Annotated in this window: 1 protein-coding gene; it reads right to left on the bottom strand. The window is 70.8% G+C overall.

Annotated elements, in window-relative coordinates:
- Window positions 1-83: 83 nt before the first annotated feature.
- Complete coding sequence (era, locus tag ACWD0Y_RS36660; protein ID WP_450264579.1) at window positions 84-1,025, bottom strand: GTPase Era; 942 nt, start codon at window positions 1,023-1,025, stop codon at window positions 84-86.
- Window positions 1,026-1,286 lie beyond the last annotated feature (261 nt).

The raw sequence follows: 1,286 nt of genomic DNA, 5'->3' as shown, positions 1-1,286 counted from the left end.
CCGGGAGCGGAGTGGGGGTGGCGGCGCGTACGCCGTCGGCCTCCTCGGGGTGTACCCGCACCCGACGACTGCCGCCCGCCGGCTCAGAACCCCAGCTTGCGGAGCTGCTTCGGGTCGCGCTGCCAGTCCTTCGCGACCTTCACGTGCAGGTCCAGGAAGACCGGGGTGCCCAGCAGGGCCTCGATCTGCTTGCGCGACTTCGTCCCGACGTCCTTCAGGCGCTGGCCCTTGGGACCGATGATGATGCCCTTCTGGCTGGGGCGCTCGATGTAGACGTTCGCGTGGATGTCCAGCAGCGGCCTGTCCGCCGGGCGGTCCTCGCGCGGCAGCATCTCCTCGACGACGACCGCGATGGAGTGCGGCAGTTCGTCCCGTACGCCTTCGAGGGCGGCCTCGCGGATCAGCTCCGCGACCATCACCATCTCCGGCTCGTCGGTGAGGTCGCCCTCGGGGTAGAGCGGCGGGCTCTCGGGCAGCAGCGGGATCAGCAGGTCGGCGAGGAGCGAGACCTGGCTGCCGCCGACGGCGGAGACCGGGACGATCTCCTGCCACTCGAAGCCGAGCTCCTTGGAGAGCTGGTCGATGGCGATGAGCTGCTCGGCGAGCTGCTTGGAGTCGACGAGGTCGGTCTTGGTGACGATCGCGACCTTCGGCGTCTTCTTGATGCCCGCGAGCTCCTTGGCGATGAACTTGTCGCCGGGGCCGAGCTTCTGGTCGGCGGGCAGGCAGAAGCCGATCACGTCGACCTCGGCCCAGGTGGTGCGTACGACGTCGTTGAGCCGCTCGCCCAGCAGCGTGCGCGGCTTGTGGAGCCCCGGGGTGTCGACCAGGATCAGCTGCGCGTCGGGGCGGTGCACGATGCCGCGCACGGTGTGACGCGTGGTCTGCGGGCGGCTGGAGGTGATGGCCACTTTCTGGCCGACCAGAGCGTTCGTCAGGGTGGACTTGCCCGCGTTGGGGCGGCCGACGAAGCAGGCGAAGCCGGCCCGGTGGGGGGCCTCGGAAGACAGGGTGCGAGCGCTCATGCGTGCCATTCTCCCCGATGTACGCCCCGGGGCCGACCAGTGCGGCCCCGGGGAACGGCCCTGCGGGGCTTTTCCCCTGCCCGCCCCTTCCCGCTGTGTCGTGTCGCGGCTCCGCCGCGCGGGGGCCCCGCTCCTCGGACGCCGGAGCGGCTGGATTCTCCAGCCGGCCGCGTCCCACGTGTTCCCCCCGCCCCTTTCCGGAGGGGCGGGCAGTGCGGATTACCGCGTGAACGGACGCTTGAATGGGATCGGCGATAACCC

It is taken from the genome of Streptomyces altiplanensis, assembly GCF_053591575.1.
Note: the sequence above shows the minus strand (reverse complement) of the source record. Positions and strands in the feature narration are given on the sequence as shown.

Bases quoted from the DNA above. Each gene is read 5' to 3' on its own strand.
- era (WP_450264579.1), bottom strand. From the start codon at position 1,025: ATGAGCGCTCGCACCCTGTCTTCCGAGGCCCCCCACCGGGCCGGCTTC.